We start from the raw sequence: 25,865 nt of genomic DNA, 5'->3' as shown, positions 1-25,865 counted from the left end.
CTCACTCCGCGTTGCGGCCCGTACACAGAATTTCACGCTCCAGAGGGCCGCCCCGGCCCACCCGCTTCCCCCTCCTCTCGGCGGTCGGTTCGCTGCGTGAATCATCCGGTTGTGCCTGCCGAGGGAGGGCTGAAGTGTGCGCGGGACGCGCAGCGGGTGCTGGGGGAGGGGGCGGGCGGTGTGCAGGCAGAGGTGTGGCCCGGCACACCGTGCCGGGCCACACCTCTCCGCAAGGTCTTGGTCCACTGCCGACGATCACAGTCCGCTGACCGACATCGCCTGTCCATCGACTGACACACCGCTGCGCGCCCGCGCCCTGTCCCCATCACGGACCCGGCCCGCCAGATCCCGCCCCCGGGACAGAGGGCTCTACAACCGGATCCGAGAGCCCGGAGAGCCCGACGATCGGACGCGGGTCAGTGGAGCTGTCGCTCCCAGTCCCCGGGGACCTTGTCCCGAGGGCCGGGAGTGGACTGCGAGGCTGGGTGCGCGGTGGGTGGGGCCAGCTCCGGCCCCTCGTAGTACTGATCGGTCTTGATGTTCCAGAACCAGTCCTCACCCGGTTCGAAGCTGGTCAGCAGAGGGTGTCCGGCCTCTTGGGCGTGTTTCGTGCCATGCTGCGCCGGCGAGGAGTCGCAGCATCCGATATGCCCGCAGGCGGCGCAGCGCCGCAGATGGAACCACCAGCCAGGTCCATCCCCCGCCAAGCACTCCGCGCACCCGGCTCCGCTGGGTATCGCGGTCGGATCGAGTCCTGGGATCTGCTCGTGAGCCATGGGGATACCTCTCTCGTGAGGCGCGTTTCAACGATCAGGCTTCGGCGTCGGTGCGCGCCAGAATTCCGTTCAGCAGGCCCGTGGCCTGGCCGACCTCGATGAGGTAGCCGTCCGGGTCGCGCATGTAGCAGCGCAGTTCGGCGCGCCGGTCGATGGGCGGGGTGAGGAACTCGGCCCCCTTGGCGCGGGCCGCCGTGTAGAACCCATGAATGTCCGCCACCCTTACGTTCAGGAAGCTGGAGACGGTTTGAGGGTCCTGAGGGGTGTGCAGGATGACGTCGGGTTTGTCGTCGGTGGGCCCGCCGCCGGGGTTCATGATGATCCAGCTGTTGGCGACCTTGATGATGCAGGGGTTCTCATCCAGCACCGCCCTGCCACCCAGTACGTCGACGTAGAACGCCCGCGAGCGAGGAACGTCGCTGACGGTGAGGAAGTGCGTGAGCAGCAGGCCCTGGGCCGGTGCGGGAAGATCCTCGGCCGGTGCGCCTCCGGAGATGAATTCCGACATATGCCCAGCGTATGGCGTGGGCGGCCGCCCTGCATTCCCGTCGGCGGAGCCGGTCGAGCGTCGTCGTCCGGCCGTGACCGGCCGTGACCGGCCGAGCTCCAGGCACTCCGCTATCCACACACGTGAACAGCGGCCTGCCGTAGTCACCGGCAACGATCTGTCCGCGCGCTGAGCCTTGGGCCGATGAGAAGCCGACGAGATCATTCGACTGCTGTGCTCCCCACTCGGAGCCGACTCTCCGGGCCGGCACGTGAAGCCCCGCGGGTGGAGCACTCGCCCCGTCCCCCGTCCCTCGTCGCGGACGCCGGGAGATCTTTCAGCAGTGGGTTGTGCCGGTGTCCGCACATGCTCGTGATCGTGGTGAGGACGGAGAGCTGGGAGCGGCCTGTTCGTGGGTCTGTCGAGGACTTGGCCGAGCTGGTCCTGCGAATCGGCCCTGGAGCCTGAAGCCTGTTGTGAATGTGCCGACGGGCCGGGCCAGGAGTTGCCCTGGTTCAGCCCGTCGGCCGCTTGTCTCTACAAGTCGAGCTGGTACTGGACTGTCGTGTGTGTGGGCACGTAGTCGAGGCTGTCGCTGATGTGTCTCATGTGCGTGTTGCTGTCGGCGGTGTCAGTCAGAAGGCCGCCGAGGTCCGGATAGCGCCCGTGGGCTTGCCGGATCGACTCGGCCTTCATCCATCGGCCGAGGCCATGGCCACGGTGTTCGGGCAGCACGCCGGTGCCGTAGTGCTGGCCGTCACCTGTGCCGTCGCCGGGGACGACGAGTTCCGTGAACCCGGCGATCGAGTCGTCGGTGGTGTCGATGGCCACGACCGTGTGCAGATGGTCCCCGCGGTCCTGAACGGCCTTCGCTGCGGCCCGGACCCGGTCCACGTCCCAGATTGTGATGCCGTGGTCGGTGTCCTCCATGGGCATGTCGTCCATCGCGCGGCGTGAGGCGGCGAACGTCCGGGCCAGGTCGGCGGGGACGGTTCCCTGCCATGACTCCAGCCGGTAGCCGGGGTGCGGACACTCGATCATCCCGGCGAGGGCGGCGGGGTCCACGTCGGCCAGTGGCAAGCGTGCGAATCTCAAGGTGAGCACCTTGCGGAAGCCGTGGGCAGGCAGGAAGCAGCTGCCGGGCGATCCGGCCTCGGCCTGCGCGCTGACGCAGCGTCGGGCGTTGTCCCGGGCGGCGGTCACGGCGGCTTCGAGGAGTCCGGAGCCGACGCCCTTGCGACGCTCCGCGGGATGGACCTGGAGGGTCAGTTCGGCCAGGTGCTCCTGCCCGCCGTCGAACAGGCGCAGAAAGGCCGTCCCCAAGGGGACGGAATCTGCGTCGGATGCCAGCCATACAAGGCGTCGGCTGTGCGCCCCGTGAGTGGGGTCGGTCAGTGGGGTGATGCGAAGCGACAAGGTGTCTCCGTCGTGAGGAGGTGGCAAGGGTCAGTACGCGGGCTCACCTGCTGGGCACTCGTGCGCATGTGCACCACACCTCCTCGTGGACAGTGCCGGTCCGGATTACCGTGGACGGCTTGCATGAACTTAGCCGGACCGCCGGTTCCTCGGCAAAGGGTTAACCGAAGGCAGGCGCGAGTGTGGTTCCAGAGCCACTCGTCAATGGCCGCGATCAGTTCGGTTGTCTCCTAGCGAAGGGCGGGCTTGTCGCATCTTGTGGCCACGGCCCTGTGGTGTGGGAGGCGATTTGATGCCGCATTCCACAGAGTGCCGCTCGCGGAAATGGGTCTTGCCGAACGCCGGGGGCCGGCCCCGCGGGAACCGTGTTTCCTCGCGAGAACACGCTGGCTGGAGCCTCCATGAATGCGTTCAGCTCGGCGCCCGCGCGGTGTTGGTGGTTCACAGGCTCGGCGCTGCGCGGGCATAGGGGCGAGTACAGCAGGCCTGCGACGTAGTCCCACAACAGGTCGCGCAGCCGCCGTTGGGGGACGCAGGTCAGGCCGACCTGGCCGGAGCGGTGGGGGATGCGCACTCCGAAGTGCTCGGTTTCTCGATGTCAGCGGGCGTCCTCCCGAGTGTCGCCGGGGCTGAAGTAGAGCCCCCGCAGGGCTTCTTGCATCTCATCGACCACGCGCTGGTGGTAGTTGCGATGGAAGACGGGTGGGTCCAGGCCGGCGAGGGAGCCGAGCTGTACGGGGCTGCCGGGCGGTCTTGGCGCGAACACTGCCGGGTCGGACGTGACCGACCGGCCTCGGTGTCGGCGCTCACCGGCCGGGGCAGCTTGGCCCGGACGGACCCCGGCTTGCCTACGGCAGGGCTCGGCACACTGAGTGTCTGACGGCTCGGGGCGCCCGGGCGGAAGCCGGCGGTTGGTACGTAGCCACCTTGCCCTTGCTGGTCGGGCAGGCGGGTGTTTCATGAGCAACCACCTTTGAAGCGGCCCCACTCGCGGGCGCCATGCCCGTCAGGATTCGGGTGTTGCGGCGCGGTCGCGGTTGGCACGGATTTCGTCATGGTGGCCCGCGGCCCAGCCGATCAAGGGCGTCACGATCTCGTGCAGGCCGCGACCCAGCGGGGCAAGGGCGTACTCGACGCGCGGGGGTACTTCGGCGTAGGCGGTGCGGGTGATCAAGCCGTCCTGCTGGAGCTGGCGCAGGGTAAGGCTGAGCATGCGCTGGGAAATGCCGGGGACCTGGCGTTGCAGGTCGGTGTAGCGCAGCGGACCGGATTCCAGGACGGCGATCAGGAGCAGGCTCCATTTGTCGCCGATGCGGTCCAAGATCTGCCGGATGAATGCCATCCGGTCCGCGGGAATGGCCGCGCACGGCCCGATCGCCGCAGCCCTCACGGTATCGGCCTCGCTGGTCGTCCCCATGACGCACATTCCTCTCCGGCACGCACACGGATGTGCCTTTTGTAACGGCTTCCATACTGGTCCACCATGGCGTTACGCACAAGTCGTAGGAATTGGAGGTCCATGGCGAAGGCGGACAGTGTCATCGACGATCGCGACGGCGTTCCCGGCGCACACGGCGGCGACACAGTGCTCGATCTGCTGGGCTCGGTCTGGACCGACACCCGACCGGTCACCCCCGCCGTCGGCGACGCCCCGGTCTGTACTCCCGACGGCTGCGCAGCCCCCGAGCGCACCTGACCTCCGCCGCCGCTCACCCGTCTCACCGCCCCGCCGCCTTCCGGCTCCGGTTCACCCTTGAAAGGCCCTCATGTCCTATCTGCTGCACATAGACGCCTCCTCGCTCAGCGAGGCATCCGTCTCCGGCAAGGTCGCAAAGTCCTTCCGCGCCGAATGGCAGGGCCCGGTTGTCCACCGTGACCTCGCCGTCTCGCCCGTACCCCACCTCTCCGCGGCGGGCATCTCCGCCCGGAGCACCGAACCTGCCCAGCGCACCCCGGAACAGGCCGAGGCCGCCACACTCCAGGACGAACTCATCGACGAGTTCCTGGGCGCAAGCGCCTACCTCTTCACCGTGCCGCTGTACAACCTCTCGATGCCCTCGGTTTTCAAGGCGTGGCTGGACCAGATCATGGTGGACGGCCGCACCCTCGACTTCGCCAATGCCGCCCCCACCACAGGCAGACCCGCCGTGGTGATCTCCGCGCGTGGCGGCGGCTACGGCCCCGGCGCCCCCAACGAGGGCCGAGACCACCTGGTCCCCACACTGGAGACCATCCTTGGCTGGTCCCACACACTCGGACTCGACGTGACCACGGTGACCCCCGAGCTGACCATGGCCCCCGTCATCCCCGCGATGGCGGGTCTCCTCCCGCTGCACGAGGCTTCCCTGGCCGAGGCGCACGCCCAGGCGCGCCAACTGGCCAAGGACATCGACCAGCAGGCTGCCTGACCGCCCTGGACGACAGGCGAGGCCCCGGTCACCACAAGTCGGTGACCGGGGCTCCACCAGATCGGCGACGTACTCCACCGCGGCCTGCTGTCGCAGCAGGCGCCGGTCCGAAGACCTGTGGCGAAGGCGGGCCTGGCGCCCGCGGCCTCGTCAACCATCACACCCAGCGCACGGCCTCGGCTGTTCCCGTGATGACCCGGCCGGGATCGCCACCCACTCGACGGGGGACCGGCTGCTTCGAGACCGGACGCTTCGAGGGTGGTCACGCCCCCCCGGCCGATGGGTGCAGTGATCTCGAACGAGCCGTCGAAGCCACCGGAAAGCAGCATCAGCCAGTAGCCCGCAGCGGCGCCTGGACTGGCGCCGGCGCCTGATCGGGTAGCGGGGGCGGGATCAGTAGCCCTGGCCGACCAGGAAGGAGTCGAAGTCGAGAGCGAAGGAGCGGGCTTCGGCCACGTGGCCCTCGTTGTCCCCGTCGACCAGCGCGAAGATGCAGATACCCTGCCGGGTTCGCACCACCCACATGCTCCGGTCCCCCTCGCGAAGCAGTGCCAGGTCGAGTTCACTGCCGGTCACCGCGTCCGTGACCTGCTCCAGGCTCACGCGGCGCCACGCGACCTCGCCTAGCCGCAGGAGCCGAGGAGGTCCGGTCTCCTCACCGGCCGTCCACAGGGCTTCCAGACAGGCCGGGTCCAAAGCGCCTGAGCCCGGCAGCTGTTCGCCCTCTCCCGCCGCGGAGCGGAAGTACTGCCCGCTGTCCTCGCCGTCGAAGCCGGCAACGGCGAAGAACCCCGATTCCGCGGAGAAGACCGCTGCCGCCCGCACCGCGGGCACCCCCTCACCGAGGGCGAAGTGGGATCTGAGTACTTCTTCCCATTGTTCGGTCACAGGAGACATCGGTAGGGGCCTTCCGTCGGCGTCGATAGGGTTCACGGACCCGTTCGGGTCGCCGCAGGGCGGGCACATTCGGCGGCCCGCTTCTCCGGCATGACCTCTCCTGCCCGTGAATGTGCTGATCAGACGGGGATGGCCCGGAGATCGGTCAGCGAAATTCATTCCTACCCATCCGCAGATGCTGCGGGATGCCGAGTGGGGTCCGGACCTCACGCGTCCTACTGGCCCGGCAGCATCTCGCGTGCCGACGCGGCGGCGGAGTCGATGACACGGCCGGCGCCGCTCACGGCGTCCGACGTGCTCGTGCCCACCGTTTCGATCGCCGAGTGCAGGTGTCCGCCCGCCCTCGCCGTAGCGCTGAGGGTCTTCTTCCGGCCCGTCTGCGCCGCCGTGCGGGCACGGTAGGCCGCCGATGGTTTGCCATGGGTATCGGCGGCGGCCAGCAGGAGCGCACCGAACAGGCCGACGCGCCGGGCGAAGAGGGAACGCTGGTCCTTGCGCAGTTCCGGGTCTTCCTCCTTCCACCACGCGTGCTCGGCAAGGGTTGCCGGCACAAGGCTCGCGGCCAGCACGAGAGAGGCGGTGCGGGGAAAGCGGCCCAGCGCGAGCGCTCCGCCCGCACCGATCTGCACGGCGGCAGTGATCCGGACCAGCCGCAGGGGATCGTCAACGGTGACGCCGAGCTGCTGCGCCCGGGCGGCAGTGCCGGTCGCGAGGCGGCGCGGGCTGCGCAGTGCATGCCCCGCCTCGGCGATGAACGGGGTTGCCAGCAGGGGGCGGGCGATTCTTCTCAGGACAGCCATGGGTCTTCGTGTGCCCCGGGGAACAGTCGGCATACGCGGCGGACGGCAGAGCAGAGGGGCAGGGAGGGGCCGAAAGCGGGCAGGGAGGGGCCCGACCGGTCGTCGGGTTCCTCCAGCAGCACCCGCGCATGGGCGTTGCATCGCAGGAAGGGGGCCTGCCGGGCGAGTTCCGGGGCACACGCCGATCCGACGATGGAGACGCCGTCGTGACCGTCAGCCGCCGCGAGGCGCACACGCTGGGAGCTTCGATGCCGATCGCCGCGCCGGGAAGACCCGCCGGAATGCCGGGTCCAGGTGCCACCGGGACCCGGCGGGGGAGCAGGACCTTCGGGCTGCCCCGCGGTCTCGGGGGCATGGCCGGCCGTATCGCCGCACTCACCGTCGGGCAGGCCGCGCTGATGGTGGGCGCAGGACTGCTCATCACCGGCCCCGCCGCGCACATCTGGCCGATGACCGCCGAGGACCGTGTCGACGAGGGCCTCGAACACCTGCGCACGGGCGCCCTCACCACCGTGTCCTTCATCGGCTCCGAGGCCGGGAACACCCTGACCGTGATCGCCATCACCCTCCTGGCCTGCCTGGGACTGGTGTTCATACCCCGGCTGCCGATGTGGCGCCAGACAGCGTTCCTCGCCGTCTCCGTCGCACTACAAGCACTCGTCTTCCTGGTCATCACCCTGTCGGTGGACCGCCAGCGTCCGCACGTGCACCGGCTCGACGCCTCCCCGCCGACGTCGAGTTACACCTCCGGCCACACAGGTGCGGCCACCGCGCTCTACGCGGGCCTGGCCTTCCTCGCCCTGTCCCGGATGCGCGGCCCGTGGCGCAGGATCACCGGCACTCTGCTGCTGCTCCTGCCGCTGTTCGTCGCCCTCTCCCGTCTCTACCGGGGCATGCACCATCCCACCGACGTCGTCGGTGGGATGGTCAACGGCGGCCTGTCGCTGGTGATCGTGGGGTACGCGCTGTTCGCCCGCCCCGAGGTGATCGTCCCGCCCGCCGGGCGGCCGGAGCGTGCGGTCCCGGCGGCCGGGCACACCGCGGACCTCCCCGGCACGGTCACCGTCATCGTCAACCCGACCGTCACCCGGCTACAGGACCAGCAGGCCCTGAGCGCCGTCCTGGAGCGCCACGGTCACCACCGAGCGGTATTCGTGGAGACCACGGCGGAGGACCCCGGCGCCGGACAGAGCGCCCAGGCTCTCGCCGACGGCGCCCGGCTCATCGTCGTCTGTGGCGGCGACGGCACCGTGCGCACTGTCGCCGACGCCCTGGCGGGCAGCGGCGTCCCGCTTGCCATCGTGCCCAGCGGCACCGGCAACCTTCTCGCCCGCAACCTGGGGCTGCCCCTCGCGCCCGCGGACGCACTGGACGCCGCGCTCCGCGGCGCCCCCCGCCCGATCGACCTGGCCCGCATCGAGGGCGACGACTTCCCCGCCACCCATTTCACCGCCATGGCCGGGGCCGGACTCGATGCCGCGATCATGGAGAAGACCGGCGACCGCGCCAAGTCCGTCCTGGGCTGGCCCGCCTACGCCCTGGCCGGACTCTCCTCCCTCACCACACCCCCCATGCGCCTGACCGTGCGCCTCGACGGGGCCCCGGCTCTGCACCGTACGGCCCGCATGGTCCTTCTCGGCAACGTCGGCACCGTGCAGGGCGGCGCGACGCTGCTGCCCCCCGCCCGTCCCGACGACGGTCTCCTGGACCTCATGATCCTGGACCCGCACGGCCCCTCCGGCTGGCTGCGGGCGCTGACCACAGTGCTCCTGGGGCGCGGAGGTACCCCGCGGCCCACCCCCCTGAACACCGCGGAGGGGGGCGGGGGGACCCTCCCGGTGGAGTACTTCACCTTCCGCCGGGCGGAGCTGAGGTTCGACGCGCCGCGCCCCCGAGAGATCGACGGCGACCCCGTCATCCCGGGCAGCCGGCTGACGGTGAAGGTCGCCCCCGGCGCCCTGAACGTCATGCTGCCGCCGAAAGAGGCGTGATGGGTACCGCCATCACCGTCCCGGTGACCCGCGACATGTCGGGCGACGAACTCTCCGCCGACGAGGCGCTGCAGTCCCTGCGCCGCTACGGCCGCTGGCCACTTTTGCGTGACTCCTTCGTCCGCTTCCGCTATGCCGACGGCTTCAGCCATTCCCGCGCGCTGGCCCTGCAGACGGTGCTCGCCCTCATCCCGATGGCCATCGCCTTCGTAGGCCTCTCCTCGGCCCTGCACACCGAGAACATCGGCCGCATGGCACAACTGACCATCCATCAACTGGCCTCGGGACCAAGCTCCGACGTCGTCGACGATGCCTTGCGGCGCAGCCGCCGGGAGGCGGGCGACGGCGCGGCGCTCGCTCTCTGGCTGGGCCTGGTCTTCTCGCTCGTCAACGTGACGACGGCGATGTGCCAGATCGAACGCGGCGCCAACCGCATCTACGGCAACGAGCGCGACCGCCCCTTCCACCGCAAGTACCTTCGCGGACTGGTGATGTCGCTCAGCGCCGGGCTGCCCCTGGGGCTCGGATTCGTCGTCATGGTCGCAGGCCGTGACCTGGCCACCGCCGCGGCAAGTGTCTACCACATCGGCGGAGACGCCCAGACCGCCTGGAACATCCTGCGGTGGCCCTTCGGCCTGATTCTCGCCCTCATCTCGGCCAGTGCGATCTTCCGCCGCTCGCCCCGCCGCGCCCAGCCCGGGTACACCTGGCTGGCGTTCGGCTCCGCCGTCTACCTGGTGCTGTGGACCCTGTTGACCTGGCTGCTGAGCCTCTACCTCCAGCTGAGCGGGTCCTTCGACACGGTGTACGGGCCGCTCAGTGCCTTCATGTCCTTGCTGCTGTGGGCCTATCTCACGTCCATCGCCCTGTTCCTGGGCCTGTCCTTCGCCGCCCAGCTGGAGGCGTCACGGGCCCGGGTGCCCGGCCCGATCCACGCCGACCCGGGAGTCTGAATGCCCGTGCGAACCACCGCCCGACGTATCCGCGAGAGCCGCCGCCGCGCGGCCGACCGCCGCTTCGGCGTTCACCTGCTGGGAGCGATTGTCGTGGCCGCCTGCGCCGCGGTCCCCTTCGGGCTGCTGCTGGTCCTGGTCAAAGGCCGGTGGGGTCCGCTGCGCCGGATCGACGAGGGCGCGGCCAACAGCCTTCACCACACCGCCCTGGAGCACCCCGGCTGGACGACCACCCTGCAGTTCCTCTCCGACCGCGTGTGGGACCCGTTCACCCTGCGGACCGCCGTCGCGCTGCTCACCGTGTGGCTGCTCTACCGCCGCGCCTGGCGGCTGGCCGCCTGGTCCGCGGTGACGGCCGTCGCCGGCGGACTGATCGGACTGCTCGTCAAGACCGTCGTCGAGCGGGCCAGGCCTTCTCTGGAGAACCCGGTCGCGCACGCACCCGGCTTCTCGTTCCCCTCGGGGCACGCGATGACCGCGGCCACCTCGTGCGCCGTCCTGCTGCTGGTCCTGCTGCCGATGGTGCCGCGTGGCTGGCGGCCCTTGTGCTGGGTCCTGGCCCTTGTGTCGGTCATCGGCGTCGGGTTCACCCGCGTCGCGCTCGGCGTCCACTGGTTCAGTGATGTGGCCGGAGGCTGGCTGCTCGGCCTGGCCGTGGTGGCTTCCACGGCCTGGGCGTTCGAGGCCTGGCGCTCCGACGCCGGCCGGGCCCGCACACCCGTCCGTGAGGGCCTCGCTCCCGAACTCACCGGCCCCCACCCCGAGCCCGACGCCGCGATCCGCGACCGCTCCCGATGAGGGTCACGGTTTGGTGCCGGCCGGGATAGAGGGGGCGGTCTGCACCGGGGCACCGGGCTTCGGGCCGTGGTGTCAGAGGGCGATCAGCCCCCCAGACGTCTCCCGGAATCCACAGGCATCGAAATAGAAAGACCGCAGATGTTCCTCGAAGTCGACGTGGAGCCACTCGCACTTCGCCGCACGGGCCTGTTCGGTCGCAACTGCGACAAGTGCGGCGCCGACCCCTCTCGACCGGAGGTGGCGGGCGACCACTGTGGCCAGGACGAAGGCGTGTGCTCCGCCGTCCCAGACAACGTTGACGAACGGGATCCCGGACGAACGTGTGGGGCGTCGATCCCGCCGGCAGTATCTACCGGTACACCAACAACGACGCGAGTGGCGTCAACCCGTGGGTCAGGATCCCCGGCACCGCCACCGACATCGCCGCCGGTGCCGACGGCACCGCATGGCACATCAACAGCGGCAACGAGATCTACCGGTACACCGGAGACCAGCCGAGCTGACCCCCGCGCGCCACCCTTGCGGTCCCCTGGCCGAAGGCCGGGAGACCGCATCGTGTCCGTGGCATTCGGGCCGCAAGCCGCCGCATGGCGTTCTCCCCGGCCCACGGGTGCTCGCGGGTGTCTGCACAGCGCGACCGTCGACAACATGTCCACCGCTGCCGCACCGCACTCGGGGACAGGCGCCGATCAGCCATCAGCCGCGTGAACGACGCTGCGGGTCATCACCCCTGGCCGCGCCCGCACAGTGCGTGGTCGGTGAGTGTCTGCACGGCCCGGTTGACCTTCGGCTGGTCGATCAGGGCAGTCGTGGTGGTCACCGATACGGTCACGGCCCTGCGCCCGTCCTCGCTCACCGCGGGCCTGGTGTACACACCGAGCCCATCGCCCTCGTGCAGGTAGTACACCCCGCCACAGGTCAGTGGGATCACGCGCACTCCGAGGCCGTACCCGCCCTGTTTGCCCGACGGTGGCACCGGCAGATCGTCATACGGGACGGTCTCGCGCATCTGCCTCCACTGATGGACAGGCAGCAGTTTCCCCGTCACCAGCCCCTTGAAGAAGGTGTTCAGGTCGGATGTGGTGCTGACCACGCCGGAGTCGGCGGTGTGCTGGAGGCTCTGCTCGGTCAGGTCGAGTGGTGTTCCGCCGGGGCCGTCGATCGTGACCCGCACATGCGGCCCGGGCAGGAAGGGGTTCTCGCCGGGGATGTAGGTGTGCCGCAGCCCGAGCGGGGCGATGATCCGGTGCTCGACCAGCTCCTGCCAGGTGGCGCCGCCTGCGTCCGCCTTCTGGGCGATCATTGCCGCGAGCAGATAGTTGGTGTTGGAGTATGACCACTGACGTGCCGAGCCCGCCGGTCCCGGGGTGAACAGGGGGCGGTGCCGCATCGCGATGGCGACCAGTTCCCCGGCGGGCGTCGCGTCGTAACGGTTCTCTTCGAAGCCGTTGCGAATACGGTCCTGCACGTCGGGATCGGTGATGTAGTCGTAGACGCCGCTGCTCTGCTGGAGGAGATCCCGCACGGTGATGCGTGACCCGTCGTTGCCGTTCCCGCCGACCACGCCAGGCAGCCAGTGTTCGACCGTGTCGCCGAGTGAGAGCCTCCCCTCCGCGACCAGTTGGAGCACGACCACCGCCGTGAACGTCTTCGTCGTACTCGCCACCCGGAACTGCGCGTCCCATGGCACCGGCGCCTTCGACCCGGTCCCCGCCGTGCCGTACCGCGCTCGCAGCGCGCCCTGCGGTCCGTCCACCCGTGCGACGACGTTCACGTCCCCTCCTCCGGCTGCCCTGACCGCGGCAAGATCCCGCCTCAGATCGGGGGCGGTATAGCCGGTGCGACTCGGCGACGCGCTCGTCCCCGGTTGCGGGCTTCCGGCGGCCTGCGCCCCCACGGGCGTTACCGACGCCACGACGACGAGCGCGATGGCGGTCATTCCGACGGTCCCCGACATGGCGACACGCATGCTGTTCCCCCTTGGTGATGGCCGGCCTGCGGCACTGATCCGGCAGGGCTTCATTCAAACCCCCGGACGAGGACCGGTACAGGGAGTTGCCACCCGGGCGCACAGTGGGGGCAGCCCCCCCGGCAGGGGGTGTTCTCAGGTCCGGGCACGCAGGGCGAGTGCTTCCGATGAGCCGGAATGCCGACTGGTCGTCCCGGCCGCACCGTCCGGGGCGAGGGCGCTCATCCCGGTGAGCGCTGTCGACCTCCGGCCCGTCCGTCCATGCAACGCCGCACAGGCGGTGGCGGCGACCGTGACGAGCCCGAACAGGTGAGCCGATGCCCCGCGGAACCGGCCGTGGCGTGCCCAGGACGGGGGAGCGGGCCGTCCGGCGTGCCTGCCCTCCTCGCGTGGCCCGGCGGAGATCGCCGGGATGCCGTCGGACGCCGTCCGGCTCCCCGCGAGGAGGGCTACGCCTCGCGCAGCAGGCCGCGCGCCCATGCCGCCCGGCGCGTACCGGCCGGATACGGAAGCGCCACAGCGAGAGCCTCGGCCCGTGTCAGCTCCTTCACTCCCTCCGGCACCCTGGTGAGCCGGCACAGGGATATCGCGAGTGCGATCCGTGCCTCCACCTCGGCGAGCCGTTCCCCGGAACGCCGTGCCCGTGCCACCTCGGCGCGCGCACGGCGCAGCGCGGCGTCCGCCCGCCCCGAGAGGAGTTCCGCCCATGCGAACAGCACCGGCGCATCGCCGGCATGTCCCTCCAGAACGCGCAGCGCGTCGTCCGGGCGCTTCGCGTACAGGGCGAGTTCGGCGCGTGCGGTGCGCACCTCGTGCTCTGCCTGCCGGTCACCGAGCGCGGTGGCAACCGCTCCGGCACGGTCCAGGAACGCCGTGGCCTGTGCTATGTCGCCCAGGAACACCCGTACACGCGCCATGGTCGCGAGGGCGTACGCGAGGCACCAGGCGTCGTAGGACTCCGCGCCTGACACCGCTTGTTCGGCGAGAGCCCGGGCCGGCCCGGGCTCTTCCAGCAGCAGCCACAGCTCCGCGAGGTTCGCACGCTCGAAGGCGGCGGCGGTCGGATCGCCGGACTGTTCGGCCAGGCCGAGCGCGCGGGTCCCGATCTCCACGGCCTCGCGGAGCCGGCCGGCCCGCCTGGCGTTCTCGCGAAGCGTCGACAGGACCGAGCCGAGCAGCGTCGGATCCCCGTACGCCTCGGCCGGTGCGAGAGCCTCGTCGCCCGCTTCGCGTGCCTGGTCGAAGCGGCCGTCCAGGCCCAGGTTGGCTGCTTGCAGGGCGAAGGCGCGGGCCACCAGCCCCTGCCCCCGCGGTCCAGGAATGCGCCGGGCCGCCGCAAGGGCGTTCCGGGCGGCCTCCGCTCCGGCCGCGTACCGCCCCTGGACGCAACGCACGACGGACAGGGCGAGGAAGTGAGCAGCGGCCGGTTCCGGTGCGGTGTCCGCGGTCACCGGGTGTTCCCGCAGCGTTCTGCGGCCGGCTCCGGACGCGCTCGTCTTGACGAGTGTTTCGGCGAGCAGCGCCGCGGCGAGGACCGCGTGGTCGTGGTCGCCGCGCCGCTCGAACTCGGCAAGGGCCAGTCTCACCGTGTCGGCCGCCTGCTCGAAGTGGCCCATTCTCCGCAGGACATGGGCGTGCGCGAGCCGGGCACGGGCCGCATCCACGTCCAGCCGCGCCACGAGGTCCTGGTAGTAGCGGTCGGCCGTGTCGTTGGCGTACAGGGCCGCGGCACGCTCGGCCGCCCGGCGCAGGTATTCGGCCGCGCGCGGGTCATCGGCGCGCGCGAAGTGGGAGGCCAGAGTGTCGACGGCGTCGGGCCGACGTCGGCGCACCGCCTGCGCGAAGGCTGCGTGCAGTTGCCTGCGGCGGACCGCGGCCAGCTGCTCGTAGCAGGTCAGCCGGACCAGCGGATGGCGGAAGGCCACCCCTTCCTCGGGGCGCCCGGCCACCACGATGTGCCGTTCCTCGACGAGCGAGGCCGCGATGGCCTGCTCCAGGGCGTCCGCCGCCGCGGCGCCGGACACCGGAGGGTGCAACCCGTGCTCGGCAACGTCGAGGAGCTCGGACAGTGCGGCGTCGTCCCCGGCCACGGAGAGGGCCTCGACGATGCGGCGGGCGTCCGCGCCGAGCCGTACGAGCCGGTCCGCCACCAGTTCCCGCACCCCTTCGGGGGCGACGCCACCGCCGTCCTCGTCGGCCAGGCCACGGGCGAGTTCCAGGGCGAACAGCGGGTTGCCGAGGGACAGTTCCCACACCCGGTGGATCCGGTCGTCGCGTGATACGCCCGTGGCCGCGTCGCGCACCATCGCCAGGCAGGATTCCCTGTCGAGCCGCCCCAACTCCTGTCTCACGGCGAGGCCTTGGCGCACAAGGGACGCCACCGCCGTACGGCGCGCATCGCCGTCGGGGAGTTCCTCCTCGCGGTACGTCACCAGGAACCGCAGCGCCGTCCCCCGCTCCGCGGCCCGCCGGGCAAGATGGCCGAGCAGCTGGTACGAGCCCGTGTCGGCGGCGTGCAGATCGTCGAGGACCACCAGTACCGGACGGAGCGCGGCCAGGTCGCCGAGGAGCGCCGTGCTTCCACGGAAGAGCCGGTCCCGCTCCTCCTCCGGGCTGCGCTCGCCCGACGTCCCTACGTGCCCGAGCGACGGCAGGAACGAGGCCAGTTCGGGATACTCGGCGCCGGCCCGGGCGCGCTCGGCCGCACTGTGCTCGGCGAGCCACCCGTCGAGCGCGTCCGCGAACGCACCGTACGGCGTGTGCCCCTCCGCGTCCTGACTGCCGCCCCACAGTACGGCTGTACCGACCGCGGTGGCACGCCGCGCCGCCTCGCTCACCAGGCGGGTCTTCCCCACACCCGCCTCGCCGGTGAGCAGTGTGACCGGAGGCCCGTCCACCGTGAGGAGCCGTGCCAGCGCGGAAGCGCGGCCCCGCAACGGCGGCGCGGCGCGGGCGGCCCGCAGAGGGGCCGGGAGCAGCGGGGCGGCAGGGACGGGGGTGGGGGCAGCGGCCAGCGCGGCCTTGTGCAGCTCCTCCGTCTCCGGGCCCGGCCGCACGCCCAGTTGCGCGTCGAGCATCTCGCGGCACACGTGGTACTGGTGCACCGCGCGCCGGCGCAGACCCTGGTGCAGCCACGCGCCCATGAGAACGCGGTGGGCCAGCTCCTCGGCAGGGCTGGCCGCGAGGACCTGCTCGGCGGCGGCGACCGCGGCGTCGGCTGCGCCCCGTTCCAAGTGGGTCCGGGCGAGACGGAGAAGCAACTGCTCGCGCAGGAGCGTGAGCTGCCCGCGCCGGTCGTCGGCCCAGTTCGTGTAGCGGTCCTCCGGCAGCACCTCGCCCGCGAACCGGTCCAGGGCGCCGGTCAGTTCATCGAGTCCGCCATCGGCGAGTGCGATCCGGGCCGTTGTCTCGGCGTCGTCGGCGTCGATCCACACCGTCGTGGGGCTCAGGCACAGGAGAGCCCCGTCGGACAGGAGATAGGAGGATGCGGCGCGCGGAGCGAGCTCGGGCTCCAGGGCGTGGCGAGCGGCGTGCAGGGCGACGCGCAGGCTGCCTGCCGCGGCCTTCGGGGCGGCGTCCGGCCAGCAGATGTCCATGGCCTGTTCGCGGTGGAGCCGGTGCCCGGGGACGATGGCGAGGAGTTTCACCAGGGCCCGGGCGCCGGGCCGCGGCCACCGTTCGGCGAGCGCGGGGCCGCTGTCGCGCGTTGCTCTGAACCCGCCGAAAAGGTGCAGACGCAGCAACGGTGCGGCGGATGTGCTGCCGTCCGGGCGTTGCGCGTCCATGAAGGCGCACTGTAATCGAACACGCTGAGGATCCCCGGGCGAGGCCCGGGGATCCGTGTCACGTCAGGACATCGGGCGGGCTCAGGAGAGCTTGTACGCGGTGACCTGGTGAATGGCGCTGTCCTGGACCAGGTACCGGCCGCCGAGATTCTCGGCGATCCGGTCCGTTCCGGTCTCGTCGGCGTTGAGCGAGAGCACCTCGACGACGCCGTCGCCGTCGAGGTCGGCGGCGAGATAGTTGTGGCCGCCCATGAGACTGGCGCTGCCGACGCTCGACGCGTACGAGCCGGAGGAGTCGGAGGGGCTGAAGATGCTCGGGTCCCAGGCGTCGAGTCCGCCGTCGACCCCGCCGATCAGGAGCTTGCGCCCGCCGGGGCCGGTCGCGAAGCCGGCAGCATGCGACTCGGGCACGGCGAAGACCGTGACGTCGTCCTGGCCCTCGCCCTTGAAAGCCCGGAAGGACGCGGTGCCGGCCTGGTACAGGACCCCGTCGTCGGTGAAGAAGCCGCTGTGCGTCCACAGACCGCCGACCGTGGTGGAGTGCACCACCTCGCCGGTGCGGCCGTCACGGATCTCCATGTACTGGTGGGGGCTGTCGCCGTCGGTGGAGCCGACACCGGCCTCCGCCTGGATGTCCCACAGGTAGGCGACCGCGTGGCCGTCCGCGTACGGGATGTCCTTGGAGGCGAAGGTCCCGTTGTACGTGATCGCGGCGTGGATGACGCCGTCGCCGGATATGGCCGGGGCCTTGGGGGCGACGTCCCACTCGCCCTTCCCGGTGGCGGCGTTCAGCGCGACCGCGTCCGCCGCCGGGTCGGCCAGCTCGAGAGAGCCGGCCTTGGAGTACGAGGTGTAGACCCGGCCGTCATTGACCGAAGGGTCCGAGAAGACGACATCGCCGAGGCTCCTGGGCGCCGTGTAGGACCACAGTTCGTGGCCGTCGCCGTGGTAGGCGTCAAGGGAGTCCGTCGGGACCAGGATGTCCTGTTCGCCGTCACCGTCGAGGTCGGCGAGCCGGACGGAGTGGACGAACTGCCCGTCGCCGTCGATCGTGGCGAGCGTCTTGCCTGTCCTGCCGTTGAGGACGACCACCGCGCCGGCGGTGGCGACGACGACCTCGGGCCTTCCGTCGCCGTTGACGTCACCGGTCTCGATGTCGTGGACCGCGCCGGGGACCGTGGCCTGCCACAGCCTCTCGGGCTTGCCCGTGGTGAGCGACGGACCGGAGTACGCCCAGACGCCGTTCGACGAACCGCCCATGACCACGTCGGATGTGCTGTCCCTGTTCAGGTCCACCGCCTTGGCGCAGGAGATGTCGCCCTGGAGTGGTGTCAGCTGCTGCTGCTTGCCGTCGGCCAGCTTGTAGGTGCGGATGTTCTCGCTCTGGTCGATGACCCGCACGTGGCTGCCGTGGGCGTCGGAGAAGACGTCCTGGTACATCGGCGAGGCGCCGGGGCCCTTCTCCTGCCAGGCGATCCGGCCCTTGCCGGAGAACACGGTCAGCGTCGCGAGGGCGCCGCCGCCGGGGTTCTGGGACGTGTCGAGCAACTCGTCGTCCTGTGCGGAGGTGACGAGCTTGCCGTCGACCACCTGGAGGCGCCAGATACCGGCCCCGTCGTGGGTGTTTCCGGCGTCGCGCTTGACCGTGTGCGACCACAGCACCTTGCCCGGGTCCTCGCCGTTCAGTACGCGGACGGTGCTGGCGTTCACATAGAGGTCGTTGTCGAGCGAGGACTCGGCGACGCTGTACTCGTCACCCTTCCCGGCGGTGAGATCACCGATCGTCAGAGCGGTGGGCAGCACGTTGTCCCGGCTGTCCAGCGTCGCCCGCCGGCCGGTCCTCGTGTCGTACGCCGCGACCTCGTAGCGCACACCATCGGTGGCGTCGGACTGCTCGACGGCGACGATCCGCCTGCGGCCGGCGTCCACGCGCAGCTGACGGCTGTAGAGCATGCTGTCGGTCTGCCAGGTGACCGACCCGTCGGAGAGGCCGAGCACGAGGGTGCGCCCCCGGGCCGCGACGCCGGTGCGCCCGGCCCGGTCCCAGGAGATGACGGCCTTGCCCTTGCCGAGGCTCTGGATGTCGCCCCAGTTGGCCTCCCCGCTCTCCTGGGTGTCGTACGTCCACTCCGACGACGGGGTCAGGTTGTCGCCGGCGGCCGTGAAGCGAATGCCGGTCAGCTTCGCGGTATCGCCCGCCGGCGCGTTCATGTTCATCCGCGGGGCGTCGGCGACGAGCAGCGTTCCGTCGACGATCTTCACCATGGACGCGTAGTCGTACAGCTTCGACCACAGCGTCCTGCCGGTTTTGCCGTCGACCACGGTCACGAACGTGCCGGTGGGCAGCGACGAGCCGGGCGAGGTGAACGGGCGGTAGGGGAGCGAGCCGACACTGGCCGAGAAGACCAGGTCGTCGGTGCCGTCGCCGGTCAGGTCGCCGGTGGTGTAGCCCGAGTCCGAGCTGGGCGAGAACGGTGAGACCGCGTTGTAGCCCATCAGGATCCGCGCCGGGTACGGCTCGGTCTGATAGACGCGCACCGGCTTGACCTGCCAGTCCGTATAGAAGGAGGCGTTGGTGCGCCCCCACACCGTGCTGCCGTCCGCGGTGTGCCGCTGCACCGCGCCGAGGCTGTTGACCGTGAAGTAGTCACCCTTTTTCCCGACGGGCACGGTCGCGCCCATGCCCTGCACGCCTTCCAGCGTGGATGTGCCGGTGAAGGTGACCTTGTCGTCGGCAGCCGGACCGGACGCGGGTTCGGCACCGCCCTTCGCCTCGGGCGTCTTCTCCTGTGCCTTCTTCGGGCTGACCTCGGTGCCGTCGGCGTTGCCGTACGCGTCGAGCGTGACGCGGGCCGCCAGCGTCCTGGCCTGGGCGCTGCTCAGCTTCATCGCCGAGCTGTCCTGTCCGGCGGCCAGGGCCTGCGGGGCAGCGCCCAGGCACAGGCCCGCCGCGACCAGGGCCGAGGCGACCTGAAGGGCCCGCCCGGAGTGGGGGGTTCTCATCACTTGACTCCCTGCGTGAAGCGGACGGCCGAACCGTCGGCGATGACCGACTGGTTGAAGGAGTACTGGAGTGCGTCGGTGCCGGCCTGGTTCTGGATGCCGGCGGTGGCGCCCGCGCCGTGGTCCGGGACCGTCTTGTACTGGAGGGTCACGGCGCCGGTGGCCTCGTCGAAGACGGCCTCGAATGTGGCACGCCCGGAGCCGCCGTCCGCATGGGCGGCCTTGTTCCAGACGACGGCGAACTCACGGTTGCCCTTCGTGCCGGTGGTGGCGGTCTGCACCGATGACGTCCTGTCGAGCGTCAGGTCGTCCCACAGCGGGGCGATGAAACCGTTGGGGTTGGTCACGGTGGGCAGCGCCGTGTTCGCGTAGTCACCGACGCGCGGCGCCAGGAAGTTCAACAGGCCGTCGGTGGTGACCGATGTCGTCGAGTAGGCGACCCCGTACAGCTTGACGGAGAACGGCAGCGAGATCGTCGTGGCGTCCTCGTCACCGCTCAGGGCGACCTTCTTCGAGCCGGCGATCCAGGAGTACGCGGCCGGGGCGCAGCTGTTGCCGGAGTTGTCCGAGCGGGCCGGGATCCGCACGTCCTTGGTCAGATCGGCGGAGCCGACGGTGGTGGTGCCGGAGTAGACGCCGTTGCACAGAGCAGGCGTGGCGGGCCTCACCGTCAGGGTGTAGGTGCCCTCGGCGATCCTCGGCAGTGAGTAGGAGCCTCTGGTGTCCGTGGTGACCGGCGTGGCCGGGGCTCCGGTCAGCTCCACGCTGGCTCCCGCCAGCGGCTTGCCCGTGACGTCGAGGACGGTGCCGGAGACCTTGTGGGAGGCGACCGCGGAGAGCGTGAAGTCCCGGGCCAGGTCCTGCCGCTCGCCGACCGTGACGCCGGTGGCCGAACCGGCCGCGTACCCGTAACCGCTGACCGCGAAGTCGTAGGTGCCCGGGTTCAGCGACAGGCGGTACGTGCCGTCGGCGCCCGTGGTGACGGAGCGGGCGCCCGACGCCGGGTCCGTCGCCCTGACGGTGACGCCGGAGAGGGCGACGCCGGTGGCCTTGTCCGTGACCTTGCCGCTCACCGTGCCTGCGGTGTGCGGTGCCTTGTCGACCGACGCGAGGATGTCGAGCCTCCCCTCGCCCCATACGTTGTTCACGCCCGCGGTGCCGCCGCAGTGCGTGTCGTCGACGTCGGTGGCGCCCTCGTCGAGGAGCTCGCGCGTCGCGTCGATGTCGCCGATCAGCGAGGGGGCCGCCGACCACAGCAGGGCCACCGCGCCGGCGACGTGCGGCGTGGCCATCGACGTACCGGACTCCGTTGCGTACGACGAGCCGGGCCAGGTGGACTCGACATCGACGCCGGGCGCCGAGATGTCCGGCTTCATGGAGCCGTCGACCAGGGACGGGCCGAAGCCGCTGAAGGAGGCGATCCTGCCGGCGGAGTCGTACGCCCCGACACCGTAGGCGGGCGCCTGCGAGCCGGGGGCGTGCGCGGTGGAACAGGTGGTGCCGTCACCGTCGTTGCCGGCGGCGAACGCCTCGAAGATACCGGCGGAGTTCCAGGCGCCGACGATGTCCTCGTAGAACGTCGTGTCGCCGCCGCCCCAGGAGTTGTTCACGATATTCGGCGCCATGTCGGGGCGCGGGTTCTGACCGTTGTGGTCCGTCGGGGCGAGGATCCACTGACCGGCCGCCAGCAGCGACTCGTCCGAGCACGAGGAGGTCTCGCAGCCCTTGGCGGCGATCCACTTCGCGTTCGGCGCGACGCCGATGCCGTTCTTGCCGACCATCGTGCCCATGGTGTGGGTCCCATGGCCGTTGTTGTCGCACGGGACACCGCTCGTGCCGCACTGTCCGGTCGGGTCGTACCAGTTGTAGTCGTGTGTGAAGGTCCCGTCGCCGTTGTTGCCACGGTAGTTGGTGACCAGGTCCGGATGGTCGTACTGGACCCCCGAGTCGACGCTGGCGATGACGATGCCTTCACCGCGGTCGCCGTACTGCTTCCACACCTGGTCGGCCTTGATGTCCGCGACGCCCCACTCGGGGGTGTCGTCGTCCCCGGTGGCCGGGGAGTCCGTGCGCGACGTGGTGATCTTCTTGTCGGCGGTCTCGATGTCGTCGAGCTTGTAGTGCTGCTCCTTGACGATGCGCGCGACATCGGAACGCCTGGCCAGCCGGCTGACCAGGTCCTCGTCGCCGGTCACCTTGACGACGTTGGCGATCCAGTAGTCCCGGTGGCCGGCCTTCGCCTTGTCGAGGAAGGAGTCGACCGACTTCTGGCTGGCTCTGGCGTGCGCGGTCAGCGTGCTGTAGGCGGACCTGGCCATCGCCGCGTGTGTCCGCTGCTTGCGGGCGCCGGACAGGTCGGCCTGGTCCTTGAGGACGATGAAGAAGGACGCGTCGTCCGCCTTGGCGAAGGCGGCGGAGAGCGCGGGATCGACCTTCGCGGCCGGAGCGGCGTCGGCGGCGGCCGCAGGGAGCGCGGTCAGCAGGGCGGTCGCGGCGAAGGCGGCCACCGCCCGGACTGCGCGTCTGCGCCGGGGCCCATGGGGCAAGTGCATCGGGGAGCTCCTCCAGGAACGGTACGGGGGAGCCCGGACACTAGGCAGACGCCGTTACTCGGGCATTACAGAGCTCATCGGCGAGACCGGCAGGACAGAGCCGGGAGGCGTCGGGCGGCCTGGCAAGTGGCCTTCTCAGTACTTCTGTTCGACGCGCACGGAGGTGACCGCCGTGCCTGGGGGGATCCTGTGCCGGTCCATGCGAAGCCCTGCTGGACAGATCACTGCCGAGTACGATCCGTGATCGCCGCAGGACCATCTGGTGTCATGTGGCACGAGAGGCGAGGACGGGGCGGTGCTGGTGACACCAGAGGCAGGAAACAAGGTCGCGGGCCGGTATGTGTTGCAGGAGACCATCGGCAAGGGCGGGATGGGCGTCGTATGGCGGGCCTGGGACGAGCGGCTGGAGCGGCAGGTCGCGGTCAAGTTCGCGCACCCGGACGACGACCGCGCCACTCAGCAGCTCATGAAGGAGGCACGCAACGCCGGACGGTTGCACCACGCGAACATCGTGGCTGTCTTCGACTGCGACCACGACGCCGACACCTGCTGGATCGTCATGGAGTACGTGCCCGCCAAGAGCCTGGCGCAGATCATCACCGAGCGCGGTCTGCTCCCGGCGGATGAGGCCGGAGCCATCGGCGGTCAGATCGCGGCCGCGCTCGCGAAGTCCCACAGTGCCGGCGTGGTGCACGGAGACGTGACCCCGGAGAACATCCTGGTCACCGACGAAGGAATCGCCCGGCTCACCGACTTCGGGATCTCCCGGGCCCTGTGGAGCGAGGTCACCCGGACGACAACCGGTGTCGTGCGGGGCAAGCCCCGCTATCTGGCCCCCGAGCTGGTCAGGGGGAAGCGAGGTGACGAGAAGTCCGACGTGTTCTCCTTGGGCGCGACCTTGTACGCGGCCGTCGAGGGGCAGTCGCCGTACGGGCAGGCCGAGCACCCGATGGCCTACGTGGCCAGAGCCATCGAGGGGCATCTCGAACCCGCGATCCGGGCCGGCCGGCTCACCGGGCCGCTCGCCGCCCTGCTGGATCCGGAGCCCCGCAACCGGCCCGACGCCGCCGGTGCGTACAAGCTGCTGACGCACGCCGCGCCGCCCCCACCGGAGGGCGCGGCGACGCTGGACGACGACCGCACTCTGCGGCTCAGTCCTCTCCTCTCCGTCACACGCCGCTTACCACGAGCCGTACACCGTCGGCGCCGACCGCTCGCGGTCGCGTCGGGAGCACTGCTCGCGGCGGCGGCGATCACCACCGCCGTCCTGCACCCGTGGACCGCGGGCGGCGGCGGCCCGGCACATCCGGATGCCCGGCCTCCGGCAACGGCAGCCGCGAGCCGGGCCGGGACCATCGGCGAGGCCGCTACCGCCGACCCCTGCGGACTGCTCGACGCAGCGTCACTGAGCAGGTTCGGCGGCACACATCTCGACCCGGCCTACGGGGAGTTCAGCCGCTGCGACGTCGTGGTGGAGACCGGTAGCGGGGACGAACTCGCAGACCTCGAACTCGACCTCGACAACTCCCGGGCCAAGACCGGGGGTGACGTCCCCTCCAGACGGGTCGGCAACGTAACCGTCGACTCGTACGCACGCGACGGAGACGAGTGCGAGCGGCACATCGCGACCGCGGATCACCAGCAGGTCGTGATCGTGGCGAAGCAGCGCACGACCGGGGCACCCGATCCATGCGAACTCGCCGACGCGGGAACGGACATGGCGGTCGGCGTACTGGACCGGGGAGGGGTGCCGCGGCGCCCCTCCCCCGTCGCCCCGGCCTCCCTGGCCCGCCTCGACGCGTGCTCACTGCTGGACGCACCCGCCCTCAGGAAGGTGGACGGCGTCGACACGCGGAATCCCGACCGGGGCTTCGGCAACTGGCACTGCGGGTGGTCCTCCTCCGGCGGCGACACGGCGGTGGAGGTCCTGTTCAACCGGGACAACGAACTGTCGGACGACGGGAAGCCGGTGCTGGTCGCCGGGAGGAAGAGCTATGTGTCACCGGGGGAATCCGGCGACCACAGCTGTGTCGTGCGCACGCCGCACCGTACGTACACGAACGCCGTCGGCGACGACATCGTCGAGTTCGCCGAGCTGACCGTGTACGCACCGCAGCCGGCCGCCCGACTCTGCCACACCGCCGAGAAGCTGTCGGCCACCGTGGTGCGGAACATCGTGAAGCAGCTGCCGGAGAGCAAGTGACCGAGCACTCCGCGACGCTGCGTCCCGCCCCGGACGGGCATGTCCTCCCCGCCGGATACGGCAGTCTGGCCAGGGGGGCCTCCGCCTCCCGGCCGGGGACGCTCTTCGCGCTGGCGCTCACCGGCGGCATGGTGCTGGGCCCGGGCGAGGGACGCGAGGTGCTGTTCGGCCGTAACCGGCCCGATGTACACATCTGTCTGGGCGAGAACGACACCCAGGTGAGCCGTCACCAGGGCACGCTCATCCACCGGGGCGGGCAGTGGTGGGTGAGCAACAGCGGGCGGCTGCCGATCCGCTGCTCGGGAACCCGGTTGCTGTTCCGGGGCGAGGAGCCGTTACCCCTCGCCACCGGTTACACCCCGTTGTTCGCCGGCGGGTCGCGCGGCCGGGAACATCTGCTGGAGGTCTTCGTGGCCGGTCCCGACGACGAACGGCCCGTACCGCGCCACGGTGATGTCACCCGGCCACCGCGGATGTGGCTGCTCGGTGAGCTGGAGAAGCCCGCTCTCGTCGCGCTCGGGCGGCGGTACCTGTTGCATGAGCCCCGCCCGCAGCCGCTGACGTGGAAGCAGACGGCCGCCCTGCTCGCGGAGGTGCGCCCCGGTACGGGCTGGACGGACAAGCGCGTCGAGCACACGGTCAACGCGGTCCGCCTGCGGCTGTCCCGCGACGGCGTGCCCTGGCTGACCCGCGAGGAGTTGGGCGAACCCGTCGGCAACGCGCTCAACGATCACCTGATCCGCGCCCTGATGTCGTCGACCAGCCTCGTACCGATGGACCTGGCGCTGATCGATGCCGCCTGATGCGCCGCTGACCGGACCCGGTCCCCGGGACCCCTCCCCGGGGCGGCTCCTACGCTCACGCACCATGACGACCACGACCCGCCCCCCGGCCGGCATCCGCAGATGGCTTGTCGACTGCGCTGTCCTGCTGCTGACGCTCACAACAGCAACAGCAACAGCAACAGCAACAGCAACGGCAACGGCAACAGCAACAGCAACAGCGACAGCGACAGCGACCGCACAGCCCCTGGCCCCGGCCTCCGCAGCGCCCCGACCGGAGCGGCTCGTCATCACGGAAGGCGGATCGGCCGGGCACCCGGCCGTCTACCGGGGCCACGGGCGCTCCGTCGACGGGATCACCGTCGAGGCCGACCACGTCGTCGTCGAGGGCTACGCCGTCGACACCCCGGAGGCCCCCGGCATCGAGATGACCGGAAACGACATCACCGTGAGGAACAACAGCGTCACCCGCCCGCACGGCGGCGACGGCGACGGTCTGCGCTTCTTCGGCAACGACCTGAGGATCCAGCACAACACCATCACCGGTGCCTCCAATCGGTACGGCCACGCCGATTGCATGCAGACCTTCGCCAGCGACTCCCCGGCCAGCCACCACGTCCTGATCGAGGGCAACCGGTGCGCACGGATCGACAATATGTGCCTGATGGCCGAGGGCCCCAACGACGGTGAGGGCGATGGCCATGGCCACACCTACGACTTCACGGTACGGAACAACTACTGTGAGACCAGGAAGGCCTCGCAGACCCTGATGTTCGAGGACGTCCAGCACGTCTCCATCACCGGAAACGTCTTCGCCGCCGCTCCCGACCACGCCATCGGCCTGGCCATCCATTCCACGGGCGCCCACATCAGCGGCAACAGAGTCGGCTCCCGCATCCGCTACACCGTCGGCATCGACCGGTCCTCCCTGCCCGGCTACCGGGGCCCGCGGCCGGGAGGCGCCCCGTGACAGCCGCCGTGCCTGAGCCCTTCGCGAAGAGGCCGGGACCGGCCGGATGACATCGCACGCTCTCTCCGGCCCCTG

Annotated in this window: 20 protein-coding genes and 1 pseudogene; 9 read left to right on the top strand and 12 right to left on the bottom strand. The window is 70.6% G+C overall.

Translation table 11 applies throughout. The annotated features are described in order from the left end of the window. Nucleotides 1-416: 416 nt before the first annotated feature. From OG917_RS01565 to OG917_RS01545, 5 genes are all read right to left on the bottom strand, one after another. Nucleotides 417-776, bottom strand: coding sequence for a UBP-type zinc finger domain-containing protein (locus OG917_RS01565; RefSeq protein ID WP_328315661.1), 360 nt, complete (start codon nt 774-776; stop codon nt 417-419). Nucleotides 777-810: 34 nt separating this feature from the next. Next, nucleotides 811-1,284 carry a VOC family protein gene (locus OG917_RS01560; protein ID WP_328315660.1) on the bottom strand — a complete coding sequence of 158 codons (474 nt, stop codon included), beginning with the start codon at nt 1,282-1,284 and terminating at the stop codon, nt 811-813. Nucleotides 1,285-1,800: 516 nt separating this feature from the next. Then, the gene (locus tag OG917_RS01555; protein WP_328315659.1) at nt 1,801-2,679 is read right to left on the bottom strand and encodes a GNAT family N-acetyltransferase; all 879 of its coding nucleotides are present in this window, start codon (nt 2,677-2,679) and stop codon (nt 1,801-1,803) included. A 598-nt stretch (nt 2,680-3,277) separates the two neighbouring features. Further along, entirely contained in the window at nt 3,278-3,445 is a 168-nt protein-coding gene (locus OG917_RS01550) for a hypothetical protein (RefSeq protein ID WP_328315658.1), read from the bottom strand. 240 nt (nt 3,446-3,685) lie between these two features. Continuing rightward, on the bottom strand, nt 3,686-4,096 hold the full coding sequence (locus tag OG917_RS01545; protein ID WP_328315657.1) for a winged helix-turn-helix transcriptional regulator: 411 nt from the start codon (nt 4,094-4,096) through the stop codon (nt 3,686-3,688). Nucleotides 4,097-4,198: 102 nt separating this feature from the next. On the opposite strand from OG917_RS01545, the gene OG917_RS01540 reads away from it, so the two are divergent. Together OG917_RS01540 and OG917_RS01535 are read left to right on the top strand one after the other, a co-directional pair. After that, complete coding sequence (locus OG917_RS01540; protein ID WP_328315656.1) at nt 4,199-4,375, top strand: hypothetical protein; 177 nt, start codon at nt 4,199-4,201, stop codon at nt 4,373-4,375. A 70-nt stretch (nt 4,376-4,445) separates the two neighbouring features. Continuing rightward, entirely contained in the window at nt 4,446-5,087 is a 642-nt protein-coding gene (locus OG917_RS01535) for an FMN-dependent NADH-azoreductase (RefSeq protein WP_328315655.1), read from the top strand. A gap of 393 nt (nt 5,088-5,480) precedes the next feature. On the opposite strand, the gene OG917_RS01530 is transcribed toward OG917_RS01535, so the two are convergent. Together OG917_RS01530 and OG917_RS01525 are read right to left on the bottom strand one after the other, a co-directional pair. Beyond that, nucleotides 5,481-5,984: a hypothetical protein gene (locus OG917_RS01530; RefSeq protein ID WP_328315654.1), complete on the bottom strand. Its 504-nt coding sequence runs from the start codon at nt 5,982-5,984 to the stop codon at nt 5,481-5,483. 215 nt (nt 5,985-6,199) lie between these two features. Then, entirely contained in the window at nt 6,200-6,784 is a 585-nt protein-coding gene (locus OG917_RS01525; protein ID WP_328315653.1) for a DoxX family protein, read from the bottom strand. A gap of 248 nt (nt 6,785-7,032) precedes the next feature. Between OG917_RS01525 and OG917_RS01520 the strand changes: the two genes are divergently transcribed. The 3 genes from OG917_RS01520 to OG917_RS01510 are packed head-to-tail and all read left to right on the top strand — an operon-like array spanning nt 7,033 to nt 10,526. After that, entirely contained in the window at nt 7,033-8,775 is a 1,743-nt protein-coding gene (locus tag OG917_RS01520) for a diacylglycerol kinase family protein (protein WP_443059049.1), read from the top strand. Beyond that, complete coding sequence (locus OG917_RS01515) at nt 8,775-9,728, top strand: YihY/virulence factor BrkB family protein (protein WP_328315652.1); 954 nt, start codon at nt 8,775-8,777, stop codon at nt 9,726-9,728. The genes OG917_RS01520 and OG917_RS01515 overlap by 1 nt, the downstream gene beginning before the upstream one ends. Further along, nucleotides 9,729-10,526, top strand: a complete 798-nt coding sequence (locus OG917_RS01510; protein WP_328315651.1) for a phosphatase PAP2 family protein — start codon at nt 9,729-9,731, stop codon at nt 10,524-10,526. Between the two features lie 72 nt (nt 10,527-10,598). Here the strand turns inward: OG917_RS01510 and OG917_RS01505 are convergent. Further along, nucleotides 10,599-10,835: pseudogene (locus OG917_RS01505) on the bottom strand (GNAT family N-acetyltransferase); the annotation flags it as partial. A gap of 11 nt (nt 10,836-10,846) precedes the next feature. Here OG917_RS01505 and OG917_RS01500 point away from each other — a divergent pair. Beyond that, nucleotides 10,847-11,029 (top strand): tectonin domain-containing protein, encoded by a 183-nt coding sequence (locus tag OG917_RS01500; protein WP_328315650.1) that lies wholly within the window; start codon nt 10,847-10,849, stop codon nt 11,027-11,029. A 221-nt stretch (nt 11,030-11,250) separates the two neighbouring features. On the opposite strand, the gene OG917_RS01495 is transcribed toward OG917_RS01500, so the two are convergent. The 4 genes from OG917_RS01495 to OG917_RS01480 form a co-directional block, all read right to left on the bottom strand. Next, a complete protein-coding gene (locus OG917_RS01495) occupies nt 11,251-12,300 on the bottom strand; it encodes a serine hydrolase domain-containing protein (protein ID WP_328315649.1) in 1,050 nt (349 codons plus the stop codon). A 644-nt stretch (nt 12,301-12,944) separates the two neighbouring features. Then, nucleotides 12,945-16,280: an ATP-binding protein gene (locus OG917_RS01490; RefSeq protein WP_328315648.1), complete on the bottom strand. Its 3,336-nt coding sequence runs from the start codon at nt 16,278-16,280 to the stop codon at nt 12,945-12,947. 81 nt (nt 16,281-16,361) lie between these two features. Continuing rightward, the gene (locus tag OG917_RS01485) at nt 16,362-19,283 is read right to left on the bottom strand and encodes an FG-GAP repeat domain-containing protein (protein ID WP_328315647.1); all 2,922 of its coding nucleotides are present in this window, start codon (nt 19,281-19,283) and stop codon (nt 16,362-16,364) included. Continuing rightward, nucleotides 19,283-21,835 carry a S8 family serine peptidase gene (locus tag OG917_RS01480; RefSeq protein WP_328315646.1) on the bottom strand — a complete coding sequence of 851 codons (2,553 nt, stop codon included), beginning with the start codon at nt 21,833-21,835 and terminating at the stop codon, nt 19,283-19,285. The genes OG917_RS01485 and OG917_RS01480 overlap by 1 nt, the downstream gene beginning before the upstream one ends. A 295-nt stretch (nt 21,836-22,130) precedes the next feature. Here OG917_RS01480 and OG917_RS01475 point away from each other — a divergent pair, with 295 nt between their 5' ends. The 3 genes from OG917_RS01475 (at nt 22,131) to OG917_RS01465 (ending at nt 25,790) form a co-directional block, all read left to right on the top strand. Continuing rightward, nucleotides 22,131-24,038 carry a serine/threonine-protein kinase gene (locus OG917_RS01475; RefSeq protein WP_328315645.1) on the top strand — a complete coding sequence of 636 codons (1,908 nt, stop codon included), beginning with the start codon at nt 22,131-22,133 and terminating at the stop codon, nt 24,036-24,038. Beyond that, nucleotides 24,035-24,841 (top strand): FHA domain-containing protein, encoded by an 807-nt coding sequence (locus OG917_RS01470; RefSeq protein WP_328315644.1) that lies wholly within the window; start codon nt 24,035-24,037, stop codon nt 24,839-24,841. Before OG917_RS01475 ends, OG917_RS01470 begins: the two co-directional genes overlap by 4 nt. Nucleotides 24,842-24,905: 64 nt before the next feature. Continuing rightward, nucleotides 24,906-25,790: a right-handed parallel beta-helix repeat-containing protein gene (locus OG917_RS01465; RefSeq protein ID WP_328315643.1), complete on the top strand. Its 885-nt coding sequence runs from the start codon at nt 24,906-24,908 to the stop codon at nt 25,788-25,790. Nucleotides 25,791-25,865 lie beyond the last annotated feature (75 nt).

It is taken from the genome of Streptomyces sp. NBC_00388 (assembly GCF_036061255.1).
Classification (GTDB): Bacteria; Actinomycetota; Actinomycetes; order Streptomycetales; family Streptomycetaceae; genus Streptomyces.
Note: the sequence above shows the minus strand (reverse complement) of the source record. Positions and strands in the feature narration are given on the sequence as shown.